This is a genomic window from Nocardioides sp. R-C-SC26 (genome assembly GCF_021246465.1).
Taxonomy (GTDB): Bacteria; Actinomycetota; Actinomycetes; order Propionibacteriales; family Nocardioidaceae; genus Nocardioides.
Genome location: NZ_JAHRHK010000006.1, coordinates 64,941 through 82,596, shown reverse-complemented (window position 1 = coordinate 82,596; position 17,656 = coordinate 64,941). Strand labels below are relative to the sequence as shown.

Genomic DNA, 17,656 nt, shown 5'->3' with positions numbered 1-17,656 from the left:
CCTCAACCACCGTCGGGGTCAACGAGATGTCGCGCGCTCGCGACGTCGCGCGTCGATCCGGTACACCCAGTTGCGCTCGCCGAGCCCGCCGAGCAGATACATCGGCGCCAGGCCGTAGTACTCACCGCGCGAGCGCTCGGACCAGGCCCGGGCATCGGGGCTGCGGGTCTTGTGGAAGTTCACCATGTAGCCGCCCTCGAAGAGGCGGACGACGGTGAACCCGCCGGGGTACTCCTTGACCGCCCCGCCCTCGAAGTACGGCAGCCTGCCGGTCTCGACATTGCGCGAGAGGCTGGTGCGGTGGGTGTGGCCGGCGTAGACGCCGGCGACATTGTCGTGGCGCCCCAGCAGACGGCGGAACCGCTGCGCGTTGTCGGGCGGCAGCGCACCGAGCAGGGGCGGGATCGTCGTCAGCGTCGCGGCCGCGCTGGCCGGGTGGTGGAAGAGCGGGATGGTCGCCTCGCCGCGGCTGAGCTCGGCGTCGAGGTAGTCCAGTTCGGAGGCACGCAGTACTCCGGTGGTCTGGCCGTCGTTGGAGTCGAGGCCGACGAAGCGGTACCGAGCACGTGCGTTCCCGACCGAGACCGAGAAGTGCTGGGAGCCGCGGTCGAACCCGGCCGAGAACGCGTCGTCGAACCGGTCGACGAGGCCGCGGTGGCCCGCGACGTCGCGGACGATGTCGTGGTTGCCACGCGTGACGAAGTAGCGACGCTGACCGTCGGGACGGATCCAGTCGTCGCCTGCTCGCTGACGCCGCGGGTCCAGTCCGAGGGTGCCGAACGCGTCGAGGGTGCGCTTGCACTCGCCGAGCGCACCCTTCTCGGACTCGTTCGACAGATCGCCGTTGGCGAACAGCACCGTGCAGCCGCGCCGCTTGGCGTCGCGCACCGCGCCCTGGCCCATGAACCGCCAGTAGGGGTGATCGGGGTCGACGGGGAAGCCGGCCGGGATGCCGCCCCCGGGCAGCGCCGCGTTGCTGTAGGCCAGGCCCGCGACCTGCTCGCCGAAGTGGAGGTCGTTGAGCCAGGCGACGCGACCGATCTCCTCGCCCGGCGGCGGGCGCAACGTGGTGAACCGGAACGGAGCCGCTCCCGCGATCGGCTGCGTCGGCGTCAGCGACGTCGGGATGGCGGGGAGGCCGTTGCTCTCGGCGCGCCAGTAGTAGGTGCGGCCGGGCTTCAGGCCGGTGATCTCGACGTAGTGGTAGGCGGTGGCGGCATGGCGCCCCACCTCGGTCCACCGGGTCGGGACCGGACTGGTGCCGATCAGCACCCGCCCCGGTGCCTTCACCGGACGCGGCCGACCGAACTCGTCGAGCCGGGTCGGATCCCCGGTGAACCAGGTGATCGTCGCGGTCGTGTCGGTGACGGTCACCAGCTCCAGATGCATCGGGACGGCGAGCCCGGACGACGCAGCTTCGGCCTCCAGGCTCCACCCGGTCTCGTAGGCCGCGACCCCCGCGGCCGGGAAGGTCGCGCTGACCAGCGCCGCATAGCGGCCGAGCTGGCGTCGGGTGAGATTGACCTGGCACATCGGCGTCAGTCCTACCGCACGTGGAGCGCCAGCGGGTGAACTTCGCGCCATCTCGACGAGCTCGATGACCGGGACGAGCTCGATGACCGGGACGAGCTCGATGATCGGCCGGACCCGCGTCAGGCGCGGCGCACCTCGAGCACACGGAAGCCCTTCGCGCTCGCCAGCCGGTCGGCGGGCCAACCCTGCTCGGCGAGCCAGCGCTGCAGCGAGTCGGCGCCGAGGTTCTTGCCGACCACCAGCACGGCACGTCCGCCCTCGGACAGGCGTGGGAGCCAGGCCAGGAGGAGCTCGTGCAGGGCCTGCTTGCCGATCCGGATCGGCGGGTTCGACCAGATCTCGTCGAAGACGGCGTCGGGCGCGACGGCGTCCGGTGTCGAGGCGGTGAAGCGGTCGGCGACGCCGAGCCTCTCGGCGTTCTCGCGGGCCAGCAGGAGGGCTCGCTCGTTGACGTCGACCGCCGTCACCTGCGCCTTCGGCAGGTGGGAGGCGATCGCGAGCCCGATCACGCCGTACCCGCAGCCCAGGTCGAGCACCCGATCGACGTCGACGGGTGGCTCGGTCTCGCGGAACAGCACCGCGGTGCCGACGTCGAGCCGGCCGCGGGCGAATACGCCGGAGCCGGTGTCCAGGGAAAGATCGCGATCCCACACCTCGACCCGGATCCGCTCACGCTCGAACGGCACCGAGGGGTCGGCACTGAAGTAGTGCTCCAGGTCCTGGTCAGACATGGGCTCGCTTCGCTCTCGTCTGCTCGGCCCGGGCGACCAGCTCGTCGTCCGGCGGATAGGCGACCTCCTCGAGTGTCAGCCCGTGCGCGTGGACGACGGCGACGCCGGCGTCGCGGCGGCCGGCGCCCAGCACCTCGCCGGCCCAGGCGGGCTCGCGCCGCCCGTCTCCGACGGCGAGCAGGCAGCCCACCAGCGCCCGCACCATCGAGTGACAGAACGCGTCGGCCTTGACTCCGCCGACCACCACTCCCGTCTCGTCGCGCCGCCAGTCGAACTCCAGCAGGGTGCGGATGGTCGTCGCGCCCTCGCGCTGCTTGCAGAAGCTCGCGAAGTCGTGGCGGCCCAGCAGCAGGGCCGACGCCGTGTTCATCGCGTCGAGGTCGAGTGGGCGGGTCCAGGCCAGCACGTGACCCCGCGTGAGCGGGTCGACGAGGTCGGGGCGATCCGCGACCCGATAGGCGTAGCGGCGCCAGAGTGCTCCGAATCGCGCGTCGAAGCCGATCGGTGCCTCGCGCAGCGACCGCACCCGGACGTCGGGCGGCAGGATGCCATTGAGCCGCCGGAGCAGCGTGGGGTGCCTGGCCTGCTCGGGAGGGACGTCGTCGGGCACGTCGACGTGCACCACCTGACCTCGCGCGTGGACACCGGCATCGGTGCGTCCCGCGCACACCACCGCGACCGCGGGCACCCGCCACGCCGTCGCCAGTGCGGCGCTCAGCTCGCCCTGCACGGTGCGGAGTCCGGGTTGGGCAGCCCATCCCTTGAACCCGGCGCCGTCGTAGGCGAGGTCGATCCGCAGCCTCACGGGGCCAGTCTCCCACCCGTCGCGGTGCGGGCTCCCACCGCCGGAGATTCTCAGTAGCGTGGGTCTCATGGCGATCGACCAGCCGGTGATCCTGCTCGTCTCCGAGCATCACGTCGCGACGTTGCGCGACCAGTTCGGCCGCTACGCCGCCGACTACGACGTCCGGTTCGCGGCGTCGTGCGCCGACGCCCTGGCCGAGATCGAACGCGTCCGGGCCGGCCGCGGGCAGGTGGCCCTCATCGTGCAGGACGGGCAACTGCCCGACGCCCACGCCCTCGCCGCCTTCGGCGCGTGGCGTGCCCTCACGCCCACCGCCCGACGCGTCATCGCCGCGCCCTACGACCACTTCCAGGAGCAGGCTCCAGAACTGCGCCCCGGGCTCGCCAAGGGCAAGTTCGACGCCTTCCTCCTGATGCCGCGAGGTCCCCGCGACGAGGAGTTCCACGGCGCCATCACCGAGCTGCTCTCCGACTGGGGTTCGACGGTCGCCACGCCAGAGGTCGACACCGTCCGGATCGTGTCCGACGGCGGGGCGTTGAGCACGGCGATCCGCGAGTTGTGCGAGCGGATGGGACTCCCGACCCGGGTCTACGCGCCCACCTCGGACGTCGGCGCGGCCCTCCTCGCGCAGCTCGCCGAAGACCCCGCCGGGCACCCCGTGGTGTCGGCGATGCATCGCGCTCCGATCGTGGCGCGCTCGGTGCGCGACGTCGCGACGTCGATCTACGGCGCGCCGTCCGACATCGACGTCGACGAGGTGGTCGACGTCGTCATCATCGGAGCGGGGCCGGCCGGGCTGGCGGCCGCCGTCTACTCCGCTTCGGAGGGGCTCAGCACGGTGGTCGTGGAGGCCGAGGCCGTCGGCGGCCAGGCCGGCACGAGCTCGATGATCCGCAACTACCTGGGCTTCCCGCGCGGCATCTCCGGGATGCGGCTGGCCCAGCGCGCCCGGAACCAGGCGATCCGGTTCGGCGTCCGCTTCTTCACCGGCTGGCCGGTCGACCGGCTGGAGATGCGCGAGGGCGGGCCGCACCTGGTGCACACCGACGGCGGCACGGTGCGCGCACGCAGCGTCGTGCTGGCCACCGGTGTCGCCTACCGCAAGCTCGGCTGCGAGTCGGTCGAGTCGCTGGTGGGGCTGGGCGTGAACTACGGCTCGGTGATGAGCGCGGCACGCGAGTGCGAGGACTACGACATCGTGGTCGTCGGCGGCGGGAACTCCGCCGGCCAAGCGGCACTCCACCTCGCGCGGTTCGCCCGGTCGGTGCAGATCGTGATCCGCCGCGACTCCCTGGCGGCGACCATGTCGCAGTACCTGATCGACGAGATCGCCTACAACCCCCGCATCACCGTGCGGCCGCACTGCGAGGTCGTCGAGGGCGGTGGCGCGGCCCGCCTGGAGTGGCTCGACCTGCGCGACGTCGTCAGCGGCGAGGTCTCCCGCCAGGACGCCCAAGCGCTCTTCCTGCTGCTCGGCGCGGCGCCGACCTGCGACTGGCTCCCCGACGCCGTCGCCCGCGACGACCACGGCTTCGTGCTGACCGGTGCCGACCTACCGCCCGATCTGTGGGACGGCGAGAGGCCGCCGGAGCCGCTGGCGACGGCGATCGGCGGGCTGTTCGCCGTCGGAGACGTGCGGTCGGGCTCGATGAAGAGGGTCGCGTCCGCCTCGGGCGAGGGCGCCTCGGTCGTTCCGTCGGTGCACCGCTGGCTCGCCGGGGACTGACCGGATCCAGCGGGATCCGGCAGGATTCGGGCGTGGCCCTGGAGACCTCCGCGGAGAAGCCGGCGCCGGTCCGCCAGATCGCGCTGGCGATCGGCGGCTGGGTGGACCGCCTCGGCGCAGTCTGGGTCGAGGGACAGATCGCGCAGCTGAGCCGCCGTCCCGGCATCAACACGGTCTTCCTGACCCTGCGCGATCCGGTGGCCGACATCTCGATCCCGGTCACCGCGCCGCGGGCGCTGCTCGACTCCCTCGCCACGCCGTTGGTGGAGGGGGCGAGCGTGGTGCTGCACGCGAAGCCGTCGTTCTACCCCAACCGCGGCACGCTCTCGCTGCAGGCGCGCGACATCCGCATGGTCGGCCTCGGCGAGCTGCTCGCCCAACTCGAACGTCGGCGCCAGCTGCTGGCCGCCGAGGGGCTCTTCGACCCGGTGCGCAAGCGACCGCTGCCGTTCCTGCCCACCACGGTCGGCCTGGTGACGGCGCCGAACTCGGCCGCGGAGCGCGACGTCGTGGAGAACGCGACGCGGCGCTGGCCCGCCGTCGCGTTCCGCACCCTGCACGCCACCATGCAGGGACCCCGCTCGGCTGCGGAGGTGATCGCGGCGCTGGAGCGGCTCGACGCCGACCCCGCTGTCGACGTCATCGTGGTGGCCCGCGGCGGCGGGTCGGTGGAGGACCTGCTGCCGTTCTCCGACGAAGGCCTCCTGCGCGCCGTGGCTGCCGTCCGCACGCCGGTGGTCTCGGCGATCGGGCACGAGCCCGACCAACCGCTCCTCGACCTCGTGGCCGACGTCCGCGCCTCGACCCCCACGGATGCCGCCAAGATCGTGGTGCCCGACGTCGCGGCCGAGGCGACGGCGGTGATGACGGCGCGCGAACGTCTGCGCGGGGCGATGCTGGCCGGTCTCACCCGCGAGCAGGCGAGCCTGGACGCCCTCCGATCGCGACCGGTGCTGGCCGATCCGCGCACCCTGCTCGACCGGCACGCCGCCGAGGTGGACGGACTGCTCGACCGCGCCCGACGCACCGTGGGCCACCGCCTCGACCGCGCCGCCGACGAGATCGACCACCACCGTGCACGCGCCCGAGCCCTCTCCCCGCTGGCGACCCTCGAGCGCGGTTACGCCGTGCTGCAGGACGACGCCGGTCACGTCGTCACCTCGATCGCGGGGCTGGCCAGCGGAGCCGCGGTCAGCGTGCGGGTCGCCGACGGCCGGGTACACGCCGAGATCACGACCGTCGACGGCGCCACCTCGACGTCCCCGTCCGAGCACGACCCCGACCCCGACGAATCGAGCGAGCACTGATGCCAGCGAAGAAGACATCCTCCAGCCCGGCAGACGCCGCATCGGCGGCGACCGAACGCCCCTCCTATGAGGAGGCGCGCGAGGAGCTCGTCGACGTCGTGCGTCGTCTCGAGGCAGGCGGCCTGCCGTTGGAGGAGTCGCTGGCGCTCTGGGAGCGCGGCGAGAAGCTGGCGGTCGTGTGCCAGGACTGGCTCGACGGCGCTCGGGCCCGCCTCGACGCCGTCCTGGACCGCGGCGACCGCGCGGCCGACTAGTCGGCGGCGGGACCCGACGTCGACCCGCCACCGGTCGCCGGACGCTCGGGATCCGGCACCGGGTCGATGGTGAGCAGGGTGACGAGCTCCGCGAGCCGGTCCAGGCTGACGTCGCCGAACACGACCACCGTCTGGTCACCGCTGGCGCCGAGCTCGGCCAGGGTGGCGGAGTAGGCGCGGTCGCCACCGGCGTCCGACCAGCTCGTCCAGGTGGCTCCTAGGACGGGCTCGGCGAGCGCCTCGCCTTCACGGGGCTCGGGGTCGACGAACTCGGCGAGCATGTCCTCGACGTCGCGATCGGCCTGGCGGATGCCGACGAACCGCCCGTCGTCGGTGAACAGGTTGAGGCCGTAGGAGGGTCGGTCCCCCGGGGCGAAGGTGAAGCCGGTGACCCGCCAGTCCGTGGGCAGGCTCGACGGATACACCGCGTCGTAGTCGCCGGTCTGCACCTGGGCGATGGCCGGCAGGTACTCGACCGCATCCGGGGTCCGGATGTCGGGCTCGTCGGTCACCAGACTGCGCGCGAACACGAACGCCAGCACCACCGCGACCATGACGATCATCGAGGCGATCAGCCCGCCGAAGGTGCGCGGGTAGCGGCCCGGGCGCCCGGACGGCTCCTGTCCGGCTGCATCCGACGCGGTCGGGGTCTGCTGGCTCACCCCACCATTCTCGCGCACCCCCGTGCCCCGGCCACCACGCCGACCGGGTGGCGGCCCGCGGCGGTCGCGGGCGTCAGAGGTGCGATAGTGCGTGATCGTGTCGTCGACGGCCGGTGAACTCATCGCCCTGGCAGGTCTCGCGGCACTGCTCGCGATCGCCTATCGCAACCCGCGTCGGGCCGTCGAGGGCGGCGTGGCCATCGCGGCGGCACTGCTGGTCATCGCGACCGGCGTGCTCGAACTCGACGCCGCGCGGCGCACCGTGCTCGACCTGGCGCCTGTCGTGCTGTTCCTGGCGTTCATCTTGACGATCTCGGAGATCTGCGGCCGCGCGGGGCTGTTCGAGGCGCTGGGCGCACTGATCCACGGCGATCCGGTGCGGGTGTTCACCGTCGCGTTCGTGATCGCGGCAGCCGTGACGTCCACGCTCAACCTCGACGCGACCGTCGTCCTCTTCACACCGGTGGTGGTGGCCGCTGCGAGGCGGCCGGGATACCCCGTGTCCCCCGGCGGGTACGCCTGCCTGCGGATGGCGAACTCCGCGTCGTTGCTCCTCCCGGTCTCGAACCTGACGAACCTGCTCGCCGTTCCCCACCTCGAGCTCTCCTTCGCCGGGTTCGCGCTCGCGATGGCGCCGGTGCTGACCGCGGTGCTGATGGTCGAGTACGTCGGCCTGCGGTTGCTGCTGCGCCGCGAGCTGGCGCCGTCGGGCGGGTGCCCGCCGCCACCCGACGCGGTGCCGAGCACTCCGACCTCGACGCCGACCCTCCCGATCGTTCCCGCCGCCGTCGTCGCCTCGATGCTCGTCGGCTTCGTCGCGACATCGCCCTGGCACGTCGAGCCGTTCTGGGTCGCCGGCATCGCCACGGTGACGCTGACGGCGTGGGCCGCCCGGCGCGGCCTCATCGCCGTGCCGGACGCCGTCGCGGCGGCACGCCCGGAGTTCTCCCTCCTCGTGCTCGCGCTGGGTCTCGTCGTCGCCGCCCTGAGCGTCGGGGCGCTCGGCGACGCCGTGACCTCCCTGCTGCCGGCCGGCATCGGCTTCGTCGACCTGCTGGTCATCGCCGCGGTCGCGACGGCGCTGGCCAACCTGCTCACCAATCTCTCCGCGACGCTGCTCGTGGTACCGCTGGTCGCGCCACTGGGCGACGTCGCGGTGCTGGCGGCCCTGATCGGACTCAACGTCGGCTCGGGACTGACCCTGTCGGGGTCGCTGGCCAACCTGCTCTGGCGCCGCACGATGGCCGCCTGCGACGCGCCTGTACGCCTGGGCGAGCTGCATCGGATCGGTCTCCTCCTGACGCCGGTGAGCGTGACGGTCGCCGTCGCGGTACTGGCCGTGACGTCGTGAGCACGCCTGCTCCGAGGCGGGTCAGCCGCCGCTGAACGGCGCCCGGAAGGTGCCGCGGAGACCGATAGGATCCGCGCCATGAGCATGCCGCCCGAGTTCGCCGTCGCACCGTCCTCTCCCGACCGCAACCTTGCGCTGGAACTCGTGCGGGTCACCGAGGCCGCGGCGATGGCCGCCGGCCGCTGGGTCGGTCGCGGGGAGAAGAACGACGCCGACGGCGTCGCCGTCAACGCGATGCGGGTGATGATCTCCTCGATCGGCATGCGCGGCACCGTGGTGATCGGCGAGGGCGAGAAGGACGACGCGCCGATGCTCTTCAACGGCGAGCAGGTCGGCGACGGCACCGGCCCCGAGTGCGACGTCGCGGTCGACCCGATCGACGGCACGACGCTGACGGCCAAGGGTATGAACAACGCGATCTCGGTGCTCGCCGTCGCACCGCGCGGCACGATGTACGACCCCTCCGCGGTGTTCTACATGGAGAAGCTGGTCACCGGGCCGGAGGCGGCCGACGTCGTCGACCTGCGCTACTCGGTCGCCGAGAACATCAACAACGTGGCCAAGGCGAAGGGCTCCCGCCCCTCGGATGTCACCGTCGTGCTGCTCGACCGGCCGCGCCACGCGCAGCTGGCCGACGAGATCCGTGCGACCGGTGCCCGGATCAAGTTCATCACCGACGGCGACGTCGCGGGCGCCATCATGGCGGCGCGCCCCGACACCGGCATCGACCTGCTCCTGGGCATCGGCGGTACCCCGGAGGGGATCATCGCCGCCTGCGCGATGAAGTGCCTGGGCGGCACGATCCAGGGTCGGCTCTGGCCCCAGGACGACGCCGAGCGGCAGAAGGCCCTCGACGCCGGCCTCGACCTCGACGTCGTGCTGACCGGCGACGACCTCGTCACCGGCGACGACTGCTTCTTCGTCGCGACCGGCATCACCGACGGCGAGCTGCTGCGCGGCGTCCGCTACCGGGCGGGCGGTGCCAGCACGCAGTCGCTGGTGATGCGCTCGCGCAGCGGCACGATCCGCACCATCTCCGCCGAGCACCGACTGGAGAAGCTCAAGCCGTTCGCCGCCATCGACTTCGGCGCCTGATCTGCGTTGACCCGTCTTCAAGTAAAGACGGGTCAACCGTCCGATTCACGTTGACCCGTCTTCAGATAGAGACGGGTCAACGCAGAACGGTGGGTCAGGCGATCCGCAGCGACGGCGTGCTGGCGACGTCAGCCTGACGGCGCAGCGCAGCGCCGACGTGGTCGATGACGCGCGGGTCGACGGCCATCCCGACGTGCGAGGCCGTCACCTCCACCGGGTGGCCCTCGGGGTCGACGCAGGCACGCCAGTCGACGATGCCGTCGCGGCGGGAGTAGATCGCGGTGAAACCGACGCCGTCCGGCATCGCCTCGCGGCTCTCCTCGAAGCTCTCCCGAGCACACGAGCCCGCCACGCACTCCGCCGACATCACGCCGGGCACGCCGAACCGGTTCAGGGCGACCAGGGCCTCGACCCCGCGGGAGAGCAGGCCGTGGTGCGCGCCGGGGGCCAGCATCGGGCTGCCCATCGTGACGATGCCCGAGACCAGATCGGGACGACGCACCGCGATGCCGCGGGCGAGCATGCCGCCGAGGCTGTGCCCGACGATCTGCACGCGGCGGTCGGTGCGATCGACGATCTCCTCCAGCCGGCTCTCCAGCAGGGTGGCGGCGTCCAGGGTGCATCCCACGTTGGCGGTGATGCCGGAACGGTAGGTACGGAAGCCGCGCTCGCGCAGCGTCTTGGCCATCAACGTGAGGGTCCAGTCGCCCGCGAGGAAGCCCGGCACCAGCAGCACGGGCTCGGTCGCCCGGTGCGCGGGGCGACGGTGGTGGGGGCGCGAGAGCCGGCTCAGACGCTGGTCGTGGGCTCGCAGGACGTAGCGCGCGAGCTCCGGGCCCAGGCTCGTCTCGTTGAGGAGCGTTGCCAGGCCAGGCCTCGCGAACCCGTCGGGGAGCAGGAAGGAGGCCAGCGGGCTGTCGGTCATGGTCGGGGAGATTACGACCATGTAACCGTGCGCCGCAGCACCTTCGTGGATCTGGTCTGGACCGTGTTCGGACCATCCGCGCCCTGGCCCGAACGGATCAGACCGCCTGACCGGGTGGTGATGTGGGTGCAACCTCGATGCGCCACACTCGGCCCATGCCGACCCGCGCACCTCGTTCCCACCGCGCCCACGACCCCGAGATCGTGGCCCGGCGTGCCGAGGTCCTGGTCTCCGAGGAGCTCTTCGCGCCCGTCTCCGCCGAGATCGAGCTGTGCTACCAGACCTTCGGCGACCCGGCCGACGAGCCGCTCCTGCTCGTGATGGGGCTCGGCTGCCCGATGACCTGGTGGGACGACGACCTGTGCCGGCTGCTCGCCGTCGACGGCTTCTACGTGATCCGCTTCGACAACCGTGACGTCGGCCGGTCCAGCCGCGCTCAGGGTCGCGTGCGGCGCTCGACCCTGGTACGTGCGTTCGCGGGGCTCCCGACACCGACCCCCTACCCGCTTCGGGCGATGGCCGACGACGTCGTCGGGCTGCTCGCGCACCTGGGGCTGGATTCGGCCCATGTCGCGGGGGTGTCGATGGGCGGGATGATCGCGCAGACCCTGGCGATCGCCCATCCCGAGAGCGTGCGGTCGTTGACGAGCATCATGTCGACGACCGGGCGCCGTACCGCCGGGTGGCAGCACCCCAGCCTGGTGCCGTCCCTGCTCTCCTCCCGTCGCGGCCGTGACGGTTACATCCAGGGCTCGGTGGCGGTCTGGACGCTGATCTCCTCTCCCGCCTACCCGACGCCGCGCGAGCAGATCGTCGAGCGGGCCGGCGAGACCTTCGACCGCGGGGTCAGCAATGCGGGCGTCCTGCGTCAGATGGCGGCGATCCTCACCCAGCCTGACCGGACGGCGGCCCTGCGGGCGCTGCGGGTGCCGGCGTTCGTCGTGCACGGCACCGCCGACAAGATGGTGCACGTCTCAGGTGGGCGGGCCACCGCCGCTGCGATCCGCGGCGCGGAGCTGATGCTGATCGACGGCATGGGTCACGACCTTCCGCCCGCGCTGCACGACCTCGTCGCGCGCGGCATCCGGCGCACCGCCGACCGCGCGACCTCCTGCTAGCCGGACGGCGCCTGTCGCCGGGAGGGGGTGGACAAACTCCGGCGGACCGTGGAGGTTGTGAGGACGCTCACACTCGGAGGTGATCTGATGCGGCGTTCCCCCCACCGCCGTCGGCATCGCGCGATCCGCGCGAGCCGGGTCGTGCCCGCAGCGACGCTCGCGCTGGCAGCGAGCCTGCTGGCCGCGTGCGGCTCCGAGGACGACGTCCTCAACTGGTACGTCAATCCCGACGGTGTCGCGACCCTCACCAAGCTCGCCGAGCAGTGCAGCACCGAGGATTACCGGATCCAGATCCAACTGCTGCCCAGCGGGGCGACCGACCAGCGCACGCAGCTCGCGCGCCGGCTCGCCGCGCGCGACTCCTCCACCGACCTGATGAGTCTCGATCCGGTCTTCGTCCCCGAGTTCGCCAGCGCGGGGTGGCTGCAGGAGTTCCCCGAGGACGCCGCGCGCGCGGTCACCGAGGGCGTGCTCGACGGACCGCTCGACACCGTCACCTGGGAGGACAAGGTCTACGCAGCGCCGCAGTGGGCCAACACCCAGGTGCTCTGGTACCGCAAGTCGCTCGCCGAGGCCGCGGGGCTCTCGATGTCGGACCAGGTCACGTGGGGGGAGGTCATCGACGCCGCGGCGAAGGCCGGCGGAACGGTCGGGGTCCAGGCCAACAAGTACGAGGCCTACATGGTCTGGATCAACGCGATGGTGCTCGGCGCGGGCGGCGACATCGTCTCCGACACCGAGGCCGGCAAGGATGCGCAGGTCGATATCGACTCCGATGCGGGCCGCGCCGCCGCCGGCATCATCGAGCAGCTGGCCGAGTCCTCGGCCGCCCAGCCCGACCTCAGCGTCTCCAACGAGGGCACCAGCCTCGGGCAGATGTTCCCCGCCGAGGGCCCCGGTGAGTTCATGGTCAACTGGACCTTCGTCTACAAGAACTACCTCGGTCTCGTCGACGACGGCTCCCTGACCCAAGACGAGTTCGACGACCTCGGGTGGGTCCGTTACCCGCGCACGGTCGCCGGTGAAGCGTCACGTCCTCCGGTGGGCGGCATCGACATCGGCGTCGGCGCCTACTCCCAGCACCCCGAGTGGGCACTGGAGGCCGCTCAGTGCGTCACGACGTCCCAGGCACAGGAGGCGTTGGCCCGAGACGAGGGTCTGATGCCGGCGCGCGCCGAGGTGTACTCCTCCCCCGAGCTGTCGGAGTACCCCGACGATCTGCTCAAGCTCTGGCAGGACAGCCTGCAGGACGGCGGACCGCGTCCGAAGAGCGCCTATTATGCCCTGATCTCGGCGGCGGTGCAGGCCCGGTGGCATTCACCGACCTCGGTCGACCAGGACACTCCGGCGAAGTCGGCGCGGTTCCTGCGCGACGTCCTGGACGGGAAGGCGCTGCTGTGAACGCCCACGCCACGGCCACGCGGAGCCAGGCTCGACCCGCCGTCTCCGACCGCTCGCGCGCCGAGGCCCGGCTCGGCCGCCGCCTCGTGGCACCGGCCATCGTGCTGATGCTCCTGGTGACGGCGTTCCCGATGCTGCGTGCGCTCTACCTCTCGCTGTTCAGCTACTCCCTGACGGCGCCGGACGATCGTGAGTTCGTCGGCCTGGAGAACTACATCGTCGCGCTGACCGACCCGCTGCTGTGGCGCGACACCGCCATCACCGTCTTCTACATGGTCGTCACGGTGGCGTTCGAGCTCGTGATCGGGTTCGTGTTCGCCCTGGTGATGCATCGGGTGATCTTCGCCCGCGGCGTGATCCGCACCTCGATCCTGATCCCCTACGGCATCATCACGGTCGTCTCCGGCTTCGCCTGGCAGTTCGCCTTCACCGCCCAGAACGGCTTCGTGAACCAGTGGCTGCCGTTCGTCGGCGCCGACTTCAACTGGTTCGGCGAGCAGACGCCGGCGGTCATCGCGATCTGCGTCTCGGAGATCTGGAAGACGACGCCGTTCATGTCGCTGTTGCTCCTCGCGGGCCTGGCGCAGGTCTCGGAGGACATGATCGAGGCGGCAAAGGTCGACGGCGCCAGCTGGTGGCAGCGGATGACGCGCGTGATCCTGCCGAACATGCGTGCGGCGATCATGGTCGCCGTCCTCTTCCGCGCGCTCGACGCCTACCGGATCTTCGACAACATCTTCGTGATGACCAACGGCGCGGTGAACACCGAGTCGATCAGTTTCTTGACCTACCGCCAGACCATCGAGCAGTTCCAGCTCGGCATCGGGTCGGCGTTGTCGGTGCTGCTCTTCCTCTCCGTCCTGCTGATCGCGGTGGTCATCGTGAAACTCTTCCGAGTCGACCTCGCCCAAGCACGGCAGGAGGGCTGACCATGGCCGCGACCACCCCGAACTGGCTCCGTCGCAGCGGCACGGCGCTCGGCTGCGTCCTCATCCTCGCCTGGTGTCTCCTACCCGTCGTCTGGATCATCTCGCTCTCCTTCAAGTCCCAGATCGCCATCACCAACGGGAGCCCGGGCTTCTTCCCGGCGTCTGGCGACTTCGCCGGGTGGGCGAACTACCGCGACGTCTGGGACAACGACCAGTTCCGACGCGCGATCTTCAACTCGATCGGCATCAGCCTGATCGCGACGCTGCTCTCCGTCGCGATCGCGACTCTCGCGGCGTACGCGATCGCGCGACTGGAGTTCCGGGGCAAGAAGCTGGTGCTCTCGATGGCGCTGGCGTTCGCCATGTTCCCGGTCGTCTCGCTGGTGGGGCCGCTGTTCGACATGTGGCGCACGATCGGGCTCTACGACTCCTGGCCGGGCCTGATCATCCCCTACATGTCGTTCACGCTGCCGCTGGCGATCTGGACGCTCTCCGCTTTCTTCCGCGAGATCCCCTGGGAGATGGAGCAGGCCGCCCAGGTGGACGGCGCCACGTCCTGGCAGGCGTTCCGGCGCGTCATCGTGCCGCTCGCCGCACCGGGGGTCTTCACCGCAGCGATCCTCACGTTCTTCTTCGCCTGGAACGACTTCGTCTTCGGGATCTCGCTCACCTCGACCGAGAACGCCCGACCGATCCCGGCATCGCTGTCGTTCTTCGTGGGATCCGATCCGTTCAACCGGCCGGCGTCGTTGCTCGCGGCGGGTGCCGTCATCTCGACGATCCCGATCATCGTCATCGTCCTGCTCTTCCAGCGAAAGATCGTCGCCGGGCTCACCTCCGGCGCCGTGAAGGGATAAGCCCGTGGCCTCCATTGAGATGAAGAACATCGTCAAGAAGTACGGCGACGGGTTCCCGGCCGTGAACGACGTCAGCATCGACGTGGCCGACGGCGAGTTCGTGATCCTGGTCGGTCCCTCAGGCTGCGGGAAGTCGACGCTGCTGCGGATGATCGTCGGCCTGGAGGACATCACCTCCGGCGACATGGTGATCGGCGGCAAACGGGTCAACGACCTCGCTCCCCGCGATCGCAACCTGGCGATGGTGTTCCAGAACTACGCGCTGTACCCGCACCTGACCGTCTACGAGAACATCGCGTTCCCGCTTCGTCTCGCCAAGGTCGACGACGCGACCGTCGACGCCAAGGTGCGGGAGGCATCGAAGACGCTCGAGCTCGACGAGCACCTCGATCGCAAGCCGGGGAACCTGTCCGGCGGGCAGCGCCAGCGCGTGGCCATGGGTCGCGCGATCGTGCGCGACGCCGATGCCTTCCTCTTCGACGAGCCGCTCTCCAACCTCGATGCGAAGCTGCGCGGCCAGATGCGGACCGAGATCGCTCGTCTGCAGAAGCGCCTGGGCATCACGACGGTCTACGTCACCCACGACCAGACCGAGGCGATGACCCTCGGTGATCGCGTGGCGGTGCTCAAGCGTGGCGTGCTCCAGCAGCTCGCCACCCCGCGCGAGCTCTACGAGAAGCCGGTCAATCTCTTCGTCGCCGGATTCATCGGCTCCCCGCCGATGAACTTCCTGCCGGCCACCGTGGAGGGGCCGACCGTCACCCTGCCGTTCGGCACCGTGCAGCTGCCCGAGGAGAGGGCACGGATGGTCGCCGACGCCGTCGAGCGGCTGGGCGTGAGCGGCCCGCTGATCGCGGGGATCCGACCCGAGCACTTCGAGGACGCTTCGGTACTCGACACCGAGCGCGGTGGGTCGACCTTCCGTGCGCAGGTCGACGTCGTCGAGTGGCTCGGGAACCAGGCCTACGCCTACCTGCCGTTCGAGGCCCCCGACGAGGTCACCGAGCAGCTCGCTCAGCTCGAGCGCGACCTGGACGGAGAGTCGTTGCGTACCCAGGTCGTGGTCTCCCTCGACGCCTCCAGCGGCGTCACCGCGGGCGACGAGGCCGAGATCTGGATCGACACCTCGTCGATGCACCTCTTCGACCCCGCGTCGGGAGCCAACCTCACGGTCGGCTGACGACGGCCCGGGCGAGCGCACGACTGCACAGCACGACGGCCGAGGGCGGACTCCTGATGGAGTCGGCTCCTCGGNCGGCCCCTGGGTCCGGACCGGTTCAGGGGTCGAGGCCGAACCGGTCCGGGTCCAGGGGCCGCGCTACTGCGCCGCAGTCGGAACGATCAGACGCTGGCCGACGGCCAGGGAGACGCCGTCGAGGTCGTTGAGGCCTTCGATGTGGCGCATCATCTCCCGCACGTCGTCGGTGCCGGTGACCGCGGCGGCCTCACCGGCGATGTCCCACAGCGTGTCGCCAGGCGCCACCACGATGGTCTCGGTCACCGCCTTCTCCTCGGTCGCCATCGAGCCGCTGGCGAACGCGATACCGATCGCCGCCAGCATCACCAGGGCGAAGCCGAAGACGACCAGGCGACCACGACGGGTCAGCCGGTATGTCGGCACACGTCGCGCCGCGGACGCGGCGAAGACGGCCTCGAAGTCGCTCAGCTCGTCGGGGTGGAGGACGGCGGTGGTGGTGGTCATGACGTGCTCCTGGGGAAGGAGGGGCGGTGGGCGATGCTGTGAACGGGTACGGCTTGTCGGCCTGCTCCGATGTCTAGTGGCGACCACCGACAACGAGCCGGCTCGTCGGCACTCGGCCATCCGGCCGACCGGAGGTTCGATCAGACGTTCGATCGAACACATGAGCGAGACTAGATCAGGTGTTCGAATGAAATCAAGCCCTTCTTCGAACACATTGTCGAACAACCCGCTCGAACGACGTCGCTCGACGCGACACGCCCGCTTCGAACATGTGTTTGAACTGTGCGTCCGGACGTGGGAGCCTGCGGGGCATGGCGACTCCTGACGACCCGCACGGCGAGCCGGCGTCCTCGACCCCTCCGAGGGCCGACCGACGCGTGAGCGAACTCCCCGACGGGCCCCCCGACGCGACGGGTCTCACGCCGCGCCAGCAGCGGGTGCTCGCCCATATCAAGGACAGCATCGAGCAGCGCGGATATCCGCCGAGCATGCGTGAGATCGGCGCCGCCGTCGGCCTGACCAGCACCTCCAGCGTGGCCCACCAGCTGCGGGTCCTGGAGGAGAAGGGCTACCTCAAGCGCGACCCGAACCGGCCCCGCGCGCTGGAGGTGTTCCTGCCCGAGGTGATGGCCGCGCGGCGCTCGATCTCCAGTGCCGAGGAGTCCAGCGTCGACGAGACCGGCATCGGCGACGTCGTCGCCGCGGCGACGCACGTGCCGCTGCTGGGGCGGATCGCCGCAGGTGGTCCGATCCTCGCCGAGGAGCGCTACGAGGAGGTGTTCCCGCTCCCCCGTCAGTTGGTCGGAGACGGCGAGCTCTTCCTGCTCGAGGTCTCAGGCGAGTCGATGATCGAGGCCGCCATCTGCGACGGCGACTACGTCGTCATCCGCAAGGCCCAGACCGCCGAGAACGGCGAGATCGTGGCGGCGCTCCTCGACGGCGAGGCGACCGTCAAGACCCTCCAGCGCAAGAACGGCCAGGTCTGGCTGCTCCCCCACAACCCCGCGTTCGAGCCGATCGACGGCACGCACGCCTCGATCCTCGGCGTCGTCACCGCAGTCCTCCGGAAGGTCTGAGTCCGAGCGCAGCGTCCGCGACGAAGGAGCGGACGCGTAGCGCGAGGAGGTTGAGGAGCGGGTCGACACTGCCCTTCGAGACGCCTCGTCCCTCGGCTCCTCAGGAACCGGTACGAAGTGTCGACCCGCGTCACGAAACCCGGTGAGGGTCTCGACAAGCTCGACCACCGGTGGGGTCCGAGAC

General features: G+C 70.8%; 17 protein-coding genes. 11 read left to right on the top strand and 6 right to left on the bottom strand.

The window, feature by feature from the left end:
- Positions 1-18: 18 nt before the first annotated feature.
- From KSO97_RS07365 to truA, 3 genes are all read right to left on the bottom strand, one after another.
- Entirely contained in the window at positions 19-1,533 is a 1,515-nt protein-coding gene (locus KSO97_RS07365; protein ID WP_232677480.1) for a metallophosphoesterase, read from the bottom strand.
- 119 nt (positions 1,534-1,652) lie between these two features.
- A complete protein-coding gene (locus KSO97_RS07360; RefSeq protein WP_232677479.1) occupies positions 1,653-2,264 on the bottom strand; it encodes a class I SAM-dependent methyltransferase in 612 nt (203 codons plus the stop codon).
- Positions 2,257-3,069, bottom strand: a complete 813-nt coding sequence (gene truA, locus KSO97_RS07355) for a tRNA pseudouridine(38-40) synthase TruA (RefSeq protein ID WP_232677477.1) — start codon at positions 3,067-3,069, stop codon at positions 2,257-2,259. The genes KSO97_RS07360 and truA overlap by 8 nt, the downstream gene beginning before the upstream one ends.
- A 67-nt stretch (positions 3,070-3,136) precedes the next feature.
- Between truA and KSO97_RS07350 the strand changes: the two genes are divergently transcribed.
- Genes KSO97_RS07350 through KSO97_RS07340 form a run of 3 tightly spaced genes read left to right on the top strand, consistent with a single transcriptional unit; the run spans position 3,137 to position 6,356 of the window.
- A complete protein-coding gene (locus KSO97_RS07350; protein ID WP_232677476.1) occupies positions 3,137-4,795 on the top strand; it encodes an FAD-dependent oxidoreductase in 1,659 nt (552 codons plus the stop codon).
- Between the two features lie 32 nt (positions 4,796-4,827).
- Entirely contained in the window at positions 4,828-6,102 is a 1,275-nt protein-coding gene (gene xseA / locus KSO97_RS07345) for an exodeoxyribonuclease VII large subunit (protein ID WP_232677475.1), read from the top strand.
- Positions 6,102-6,356 (top strand): exodeoxyribonuclease VII small subunit, encoded by a 255-nt coding sequence (locus KSO97_RS07340; protein WP_232677474.1) that lies wholly within the window; start codon positions 6,102-6,104, stop codon positions 6,354-6,356. Before xseA ends, KSO97_RS07340 begins: the two co-directional genes overlap by 1 nt.
- On the opposite strand, the gene KSO97_RS07335 is transcribed toward KSO97_RS07340, so the two are convergent.
- Positions 6,353-7,018: a DUF4245 family protein gene (locus KSO97_RS07335; RefSeq protein ID WP_232677473.1), complete on the bottom strand. Its 666-nt coding sequence runs from the start codon at positions 7,016-7,018 to the stop codon at positions 6,353-6,355. The genes KSO97_RS07340 and KSO97_RS07335 overlap by 4 nt on opposite strands.
- 97 nt (positions 7,019-7,115) lie before the next feature.
- Between KSO97_RS07335 and KSO97_RS07330 the strand changes: the two genes are divergently transcribed.
- Together KSO97_RS07330 and glpX are read left to right on the top strand one after the other, a co-directional pair.
- Positions 7,116-8,369, top strand: a complete 1,254-nt coding sequence (locus KSO97_RS07330; RefSeq protein ID WP_232677472.1) for an SLC13 family permease — start codon at positions 7,116-7,118, stop codon at positions 8,367-8,369.
- 84 nt (positions 8,370-8,453) lie between these two features.
- Complete coding sequence (gene glpX / locus KSO97_RS07325; RefSeq protein WP_232677709.1) at positions 8,454-9,464, top strand: class II fructose-bisphosphatase; 1,011 nt, start codon at positions 8,454-8,456, stop codon at positions 9,462-9,464.
- Between the two features lie 94 nt (positions 9,465-9,558).
- Here glpX and KSO97_RS07320 read toward each other — a convergent pair whose 3' ends face one another.
- Positions 9,559-10,389 (bottom strand): triacylglycerol lipase, encoded by an 831-nt coding sequence (locus KSO97_RS07320; RefSeq protein WP_232677471.1) that lies wholly within the window; start codon positions 10,387-10,389, stop codon positions 9,559-9,561.
- A gap of 155 nt (positions 10,390-10,544) precedes the next feature.
- On the opposite strand from KSO97_RS07320, the gene KSO97_RS07315 reads away from it, so the two are divergent.
- From KSO97_RS07315 to KSO97_RS07295, 5 genes are all read left to right on the top strand, one after another.
- Positions 10,545-11,507: an alpha/beta fold hydrolase gene (locus KSO97_RS07315; RefSeq protein WP_232677470.1), complete on the top strand. Its 963-nt coding sequence runs from the start codon at positions 10,545-10,547 to the stop codon at positions 11,505-11,507.
- Between the two features lie 87 nt (positions 11,508-11,594).
- Positions 11,595-12,908, top strand: a complete 1,314-nt coding sequence (locus tag KSO97_RS07310; RefSeq protein WP_232677469.1) for an extracellular solute-binding protein — start codon at positions 11,595-11,597, stop codon at positions 12,906-12,908.
- The gene (locus KSO97_RS07305) at positions 12,905-13,837 is read left to right on the top strand and encodes a carbohydrate ABC transporter permease (protein ID WP_232677467.1); all 933 of its coding nucleotides are present in this window, start codon (positions 12,905-12,907) and stop codon (positions 13,835-13,837) included. The genes KSO97_RS07310 and KSO97_RS07305 overlap by 4 nt, the downstream gene beginning before the upstream one ends.
- A 2-nt stretch (positions 13,838-13,839) precedes the next feature.
- Positions 13,840-14,694, top strand: coding sequence for a carbohydrate ABC transporter permease (locus KSO97_RS07300; RefSeq protein ID WP_232677465.1), 855 nt, complete (start codon positions 13,840-13,842; stop codon positions 14,692-14,694).
- Positions 14,695-14,698: 4 nt separating this feature from the next.
- On the top strand, positions 14,699-15,874 hold the full coding sequence (locus tag KSO97_RS07295) for a sn-glycerol-3-phosphate ABC transporter ATP-binding protein UgpC (protein ID WP_308188268.1): 1,176 nt from the start codon (positions 14,699-14,701) through the stop codon (positions 15,872-15,874).
- Between the two features lie 138 nt (positions 15,875-16,012).
- On the opposite strand, the gene KSO97_RS07290 is transcribed toward KSO97_RS07295, so the two are convergent.
- On the bottom strand, positions 16,013-16,396 hold the full coding sequence (locus KSO97_RS07290; protein WP_232677464.1) for a LysM peptidoglycan-binding domain-containing protein: 384 nt from the start codon (positions 16,394-16,396) through the stop codon (positions 16,013-16,015).
- Between the two features lie 311 nt (positions 16,397-16,707).
- Here KSO97_RS07290 and lexA point away from each other — a divergent pair, with 311 nt between their 5' ends.
- Positions 16,708-17,472 (top strand): transcriptional repressor LexA, encoded by a 765-nt coding sequence (lexA, locus tag KSO97_RS07285; RefSeq protein WP_232677463.1) that lies wholly within the window; start codon positions 16,708-16,710, stop codon positions 17,470-17,472.
- The last annotated feature ends 184 nt before the right edge of the window (positions 17,473-17,656 follow it).

Bases quoted from the DNA above. Each gene is read 5' to 3' on its own strand.
- KSO97_RS07320 (WP_232677471.1), bottom strand. From the start codon at position 10,389: ATGACCGACAGCCCGCTGGCCTCCTTCCTGCTCCCCGACGGGTTCGCG.
- KSO97_RS07340 (WP_232677474.1), top strand. From the start codon at position 6,102: ATGCCAGCGAAGAAGACATCCTCCAGCCCGGCAGACGCCGCATCGGCG.
- KSO97_RS07310 (WP_232677469.1), top strand. From the start codon at position 11,595: ATGCGGCGTTCCCCCCACCGCCGTCGGCATCGCGCGATCCGCGCGAGC.
- KSO97_RS07290 (WP_232677464.1), bottom strand. From the start codon at position 16,396: ATGACCACCACCACCGCCGTCCTCCACCCCGACGAGCTGAGCGACTTC.
- KSO97_RS07300 (WP_232677465.1), top strand. From the start codon at position 13,840: ATGGCCGCGACCACCCCGAACTGGCTCCGTCGCAGCGGCACGGCGCTC.
- lexA (WP_232677463.1), top strand. From the start codon at position 16,708: ATGGCGACTCCTGACGACCCGCACGGCGAGCCGGCGTCCTCGACCCCT.
- KSO97_RS07365 (WP_232677480.1), bottom strand. From the start codon at position 1,533: ATGTGCCAGGTCAATCTCACCCGACGCCAGCTCGGCCGCTATGCGGCG.
- KSO97_RS07350 (WP_232677476.1), top strand. From the start codon at position 3,137: ATGGCGATCGACCAGCCGGTGATCCTGCTCGTCTCCGAGCATCACGTC.
- glpX (WP_232677709.1), top strand. From the start codon at position 8,454: ATGCCGCCCGAGTTCGCCGTCGCACCGTCCTCTCCCGACCGCAACCTT.
- KSO97_RS07315 (WP_232677470.1), top strand. From the start codon at position 10,545: ATGCCGACCCGCGCACCTCGTTCCCACCGCGCCCACGACCCCGAGATC.
- KSO97_RS07360 (WP_232677479.1), bottom strand. From the start codon at position 2,264: ATGTCTGACCAGGACCTGGAGCACTACTTCAGTGCCGACCCCTCGGTG.